Consider the following 4845-nt stretch of genomic DNA (forward strand, 5'->3'; position numbering starts at 1 on the left):
CGCTGACGCTACCCAGCGACTGCACGTTCACTGGCACGCCGGCGGCCTGCAACTGCCCGGCGGTCTGCCAGGCCAGTTGCTCGGCAAAGCCGCTCTGGCTGGCAAAGCCGATCAGCCAGGCCGGCGCGTCGCTGTGGTTGCCGGTCAGGCCTTTGCGGGCATCGCGCACCTGGCGTTTCTTGCGGCGGCGGTCCAGATACAGCAGCCAGCCGGTGATGAAGAACACCGGCATCAGCAGCGCGCTGAACGTCAGGATGATCCGGCCGGGCAGGCCGAAGTAGCTGCCGGTGTGCAGCGCATAGATACTGGTCAGGATCTGCGCCTTGAAGCTTTTGCCGGCGTAGGTGTCATGGGATTTGACTTCGCCGGTGGCCGGGTCGAGGTTGATCTGGTTCAGCGCGCGATCGTGGGGCGAGGTCTTCAGCAGGTAGTAGACGGTGGCGGGTTGGCCGGCGACCGCGGGCATGCGGATGTTGTAGCCGCTCAAGCCGGGGCCGGCGTTGCTGTAGATGCTGCTCCAGATCGCGGCGTAATTGGCCACCGGCGCAGGCCCTTCGGGGGCCGGGCCGCGCTTGCGTACGCGTTCGTTCTGCGGCGCGTCGGACAGCAGTCTGGTCATACCGTTGCTGTACCACTCGTAGGACCAGAACAGTCCGGTGAGTGCCGCCAGAAGATAGAACAGCAGGCACCAGGTGCCGAACACCGAGTGCAGGTCCCAGTTGAAACTACGGCCTTTCTTGCGCCAGTCCACCGCCAGCCATGCACGCCAGCTTGCCACCTGGCGCGGCCAGCGCAGGTACAGGCCCGAGAGGCAGAAGAACACCAGGATCAGCGTGCAGGCGCCGGTGATTTGCCGGCCGGTGTCGCCGATGGCGAGGAAACGGTGCAGTTGCAGCACGAAGCCGAAGAAGTCCTGGCCGACGGCATCGCCCAGGTAGTCGCCGGTGTACGGGTCGAAGTAGCGCATCTGCCCGCGACGTTCACCGGGCGGTGGGGTGAACCAGACCTTGGCCGCGTTGGTGCTGTCGGGCTGCACCGTGAGCATCGACACGACTTTGCCTGCACGGGCTTCCAGCAGGTGCACCAGTTCAGCGGGCGGCAGTACCCCGGCCGGACGCTTTTCCACCGTCAACACCGTCGGGTTCAGCAACTCGATGAGTTCATCCTGGAACGACACCGTTGCGCCGGTGATCCCCATCAAGGCCAACACCAGCCCGGCGGTAATGCCGAAGAACCAATGCAACTGGAACAGGGTTTTCTTCAACACGTCGTACGGCCTCGTCATCAGGTTAGGTGTTTCACGGCGCGCATTATGCCGCGAGTTGTCGAGAAACATTCTTTTTTACACGCAAAAACCCCACGCATCCGATGCGTGGGGTTTCGTGCAGTCATTTGTATCGGTTTAGAAATGGAAACTGGTGGTCAGCAGGGCCGTACGACCGGCTGCCTGGTTGGCAAAATGCGAGGCATAGGCCTTGTCGTAGTAGGTCTTGTCGGTGAGGTTCTGCACGTTCAACTGCAGGTCGACGTTCTTGGTCAGCTTGTAGCTGGCCATAGCGTCGTAGCGGGTGTAGGACGGCACGTAGACGGTGTTGCCCGCATCGCCGTAGACCTCGTCGACATAGAACGCGCCGCCGCCGATGGTGAGCTTGGGTGTCACGTCATACGTCGTCCACAGGCTGAAGGTGTTCTTCGGCGTGTTGGGCATCTGGTTGCCTTTGTTCGAGCCGGCACTGACGACACCGTTACGACCGTTCAGGCCCGGGTCCACCAGTTCGCTTTTCAGGTAGCTGTAGCCGGCGAACACTTGCCATTGATCGGTCAGCTTGCCGCTGGCGGAAAGCTCCAGGCCGTCGACGCGGGATTCGCCACCGTTTTCATAGGTCAGCGCGTCCACCAGGATCCGCGTGTTTTTCTTCTCGGTGCGGAACACCGCGGCGGTCAGGGACAGGCGGTCGTGGAACATGTCCCACTTGGTGCCCAGCTCGTAGTTGACGGTCTCTTCCGGTTTCAGGTCGCTGGTGGCGGCGCCGGCAGACAGCGGGTTGCCGTCGGCGCCTTCACCTACCAGGCCGCCGGCCGGTGAGGCTGAGGTGGCGTAGGAGGCATAGATGCTGCCGTTTTCAACCGGCTTCCAGACCAGGCCCGCCTGCCAGTTGAAGAACTGGCTGTCGTTCTTGATCTTGCTGCGGGCCTTGACGGTGGCGGTCGGCACCGCATTGGTGTTGGCCACGGTGTCGAAGGTGTCGTAGCGCAGGCCGACGTTCAGCAGCCATTTCGGGTCCAGCTCGATGGTGTCGAACACATAGGCGGCGCGGCTGGTGGCCTTGGTGTTGGTGCCGTTGTAGTTGCGCGCAATGCTGCCGGTCCAGGCATCGTCCGGGTTCGGGTTGCCCAGCGAGGTGCACTGGCCGCCTTTGCCGGGCGCCGGGCAACCGGGGTTGCTGTTCGGGCTGACGGTGTAGCCGCTGTAGCGGGTTTCTTCGCCGGTGAATTCCAGCCCGGTGGAGTAGGTGTTCTTGAAGCCCAGCGCCTGGAAGCTGCCAAACAGATCGGTCTGGTTGGTGGTGGTCTCGGTGGTGGACACGCGGGTGTTCGCGCGGCGCCACACGGTGCCGAACTGGTTGACGTTGTGCTGGCTGTCGTCGGGTTGGGTGACGATATAGTCCTGGCCGGTGTTGCCGTGGCGCAGGGTGTTTTTCAGCGTCATGTTGTCGTTCAGGTCGTGCTCGATGGAGAACGTGCTGATGTCGGCGCGGGTCTTGCGGAAGTCGCGATCCTTGAGGCCGTAGAAGTTGTTGCTGTCGCCGCCGTCGGTTGGCTTGTCATGTACGTGGGCGGCTTTTGCGCCGCTGTTGCTGTAGCCATACGGAATGCCCGAATCCGGCAGGTCGTTGCTTTCCATGTGGTAGTAGCTGAGGTTGACGCGAGTCGGAGTGCCCAGGCCGAAGGTCAGCGACGGGGCCACGCCCCAGCGGTCGTAGTTGACGGCATCACGCCCGGCGACGTTCTGTTCGTGGCTCATCAGGTTCAGGCGGAAGGCCGCGCTGTCGAGGAACTGACGGTTGACGTCGAGCACATAGCGGCGGGTCTGGTCGGAGCCGTAGGTGAAGCCACCGTTGGTGAAGTCCCGCGCCTGTGGCGTCTTGCTCACCAGGTTGAGGCTGCCGCCGGCCGAGCCGCGGCCGCCGAATGACGAGTTGGGGCCTTTGCTGACTTCGATGGATTCGATGTCGAAGATCTCGCGGCTCTGGCCGCCGGTGTCGCGCACGCCGTCGAGGTAGGTATCGCCCTGGGCGTCGAAGCCGCGAATGAACGGACGGTCGCCCTGCGGGTTGCCGCCTTCACCGGCGCCGAAGGTAATCCCCGGCACGGTGCGCAAGGCGTCCTGCAACGAGGTGGCGGCGGTGTCCTTGAGCACTTGCTGCGGCACCACGGTGACCGAGCGCGGAGTATCTACCAGCGGCGCGGTGTACTTCTGCGAGGACGCTTTTTCGACCTGGTAGGACGTGCTGTCCTGTTCCTGGCCGGTGATGCTGGTGGCTCCCAGGGAAATGCTGTTGCGCTCGCCTTTCTGCTCGGTGTCTTCAGCAGCTTGCGCCATTTGGGCGGCAGCGCTGGCGCTGATGGCAACGCCGATGGCCGAGGCCAGCAAACGTGGTGAACTGGCAGGTGTTTTTATCGAAGTGCGCGGCATGAGTGTGTCCTTTCCCCAAGGAGGTGAGGCCGCGGAATATAGGGAGAACAAGACTTCATATCAATTGCGATACATTACTATTCGCACTGAATTTACGTTCTTTACACTTTTTGCTTACGGTTTTGACGATCTCGTTCGTCCCTTGGGCGGGAGTAGGGTTGTACACAGTCAATAAGAATCACTACCATTGGCGTCTCACTGTTTTCAGGTAATGCCTCCATGTTGCTGCACATTCCCGGCCTGTTCTCTCGCGAGGAAGTGCTGCGCATCCGCGAAGCCCTGGCGCACACCGAGTGGGCCGACGGCAAAATCACTGCCGGGCACCAATCGGCCAAGGCCAAACACAACCTGCAACTGCCGGAAGGCCACCCGTTGGCAAAGGAAATCGGCGCGGCGATCCTCGATCGACTGTGGAAAAATCCGCTGTTCATGTCAGCGGCGTTACCGCACAAGGTCTTCCCGCCATTGCTCAACTGTTACACCGCCGGTGGCAGTTTCGACTTCCATATCGACAACGCCGTGCGCCAGTCCAAGGGCAGCCACGAGCGGGTGCGCACCGACCTTTCCTCCACGGTATTTTTCAGCGACCCCGACGACTACGACGGCGGCGAGCTGGAAATCCAGGACACCTTCGGCCTGCAGCGGGTCAAGTTGCCGGCGGGCGACATGGTGCTGTACCCCGGCTCCAGCCTGCACAAGGTCAACGCCGTGACCCGCGGCGCGCGCTACGCCTCGTTTTTCTGGACCCAAAGCCTGGTGCGCGAGGACAGCCAGCGCACCTTGCTGTTCGAGATGGACGGGGCGATCCAGCAACTGAGCCGCGACGTGCCCGACCACCCCGCGCTGATCCAGCTCACCGGCACCTATCACAACCTGCTGCGCCGCTGGGTTGAGGTCTGAGCGTGGGCTTTTTATTGCGCCGTGAAGAAGTACTCAACGTTGAGCAATTGCAGAGCATGCTCGACGACTCCCCGGTGCGCGCCGCCCAGGCGATTTTGATCGCCGCGAAGGAGGGCGTGGTGGATGCCCAGGCGCTGCTCGGGCAAATCCTGCTGGAAGGGCGCGGCATCGAGCGCGATGAAGCACTGGCGATGCGCTGGTTCCGCATTGCCGCCCAGGGCGGGCATTTGATGGCGCGCAATATGCTC

Annotated in this window: 3 protein-coding genes and 1 pseudogene; 2 read left to right on the top strand and 2 right to left on the bottom strand. The window is 62.6% G+C overall.

Annotation, left to right across the window (positions count from 1 at the left end; translation table 11 throughout):
- On the bottom strand, positions 1–1267 hold a 1267-nt coding region (locus HX846_RS20935), incomplete at its 3' end, for a PepSY domain-containing protein (RefSeq protein WP_178966028.1).
- 135 nt (positions 1268–1402) lie between these two features.
- Complete coding sequence (locus HX846_RS20940; RefSeq protein WP_178966026.1) at positions 1403–3697, bottom strand: TonB-dependent siderophore receptor; 2295 nt, start codon at positions 3695–3697, stop codon at positions 1403–1405.
- A gap of 219 nt (positions 3698–3916) precedes the next feature.
- On the opposite strand from HX846_RS20940, the gene HX846_RS20945 reads away from it, so the two are divergent.
- Positions 3917–4597 (top strand): Fe2+-dependent dioxygenase, encoded by a 681-nt coding sequence (locus HX846_RS20945; RefSeq protein WP_008437276.1) that lies wholly within the window; start codon positions 3917–3919, stop codon positions 4595–4597.
- A gap of 2 nt (positions 4598–4599) precedes the next feature.
- A pseudogene (locus tag HX846_RS20950) lies at positions 4600–4845 on the top strand (sel1 repeat family protein); the annotation flags it as partial.

Origin of the sequence: Pseudomonas sp. K5002 (assembly GCF_013386655.1) — a bacterium.
Classification (GTDB): Bacteria; Pseudomonadota; Gammaproteobacteria; order Pseudomonadales; family Pseudomonadaceae; genus Aquipseudomonas.

Bases quoted from the DNA above. Each gene is read 5' to 3' on its own strand.
- HX846_RS20945 (WP_008437276.1), top strand. From the start codon at position 3,917: ATGTTGCTGCACATTCCCGGCCTGTTCTCTCGCGAGGAAGTGCTGCGC.
- HX846_RS20940 (WP_178966026.1), bottom strand. From the start codon at position 3,697: ATGCCGCGCACTTCGATAAAAACACCTGCCAGTTCACCACGTTTGCTG.